1 protein-coding gene is annotated in these 508 nt (G+C 50.8%); it reads right to left on the reverse strand.

The annotated features are described in order from the left end of the window. The coding region (locus tag DXA97_RS19880; protein ID WP_182436971.1) for a recombinase family protein at window positions 1-508 on the reverse strand (508 nt) is incomplete at both ends.

Genomic DNA, 508 nt, shown 5'->3' on the forward strand with positions numbered 1-508 from the left:
CAGTGGTTCTTTCCAAAGGCATTGTAGGTCTTGCAGGAATAAATCTGCTGGGGATGTTTTGCGTTTGTGTAGCGTACCGTCAGCGACTTCCCACACTCGCCGCATTTTAACAGTCCGGCAAACAGGCTGATTTCATTAGTCTGCCCCGGACGCTGGCGAGATTTCAGCTTGTTCTGCACAATGTCAAAGCTCATGCGGTCAATCAGCGGTTCATGCTGTCCCTCCACCACAATCCAGTCCTCCGGTTTCTTTTCCCCAATCGTGCCGATTTTGAAACGGTAGTCTTTTTTCTGGGAAGCAATCGCCCCGGTGTAGACGGGATTCATCAAAAGGTCTTTGATAACGGAGAAGTCCCACATATACCGTCCTTTTTCTGGGTCTTTCTTTTCCCATTTGGTGCGGGTATTGCGAAGCCCCCGTTCCCGGTTCCACCATGTGGGGCAGGGGATTTTTTCTTCCTCCAGCCGTCTGCGGATATAGTTCGGACCATGACCGTTTAGGGCATATC

Source organism: Clostridium sp. OF09-36 (assembly GCF_003481985.1).
GTDB lineage: Bacteria > Bacillota > Clostridia > Lachnospirales > Lachnospiraceae > Brotaphodocola.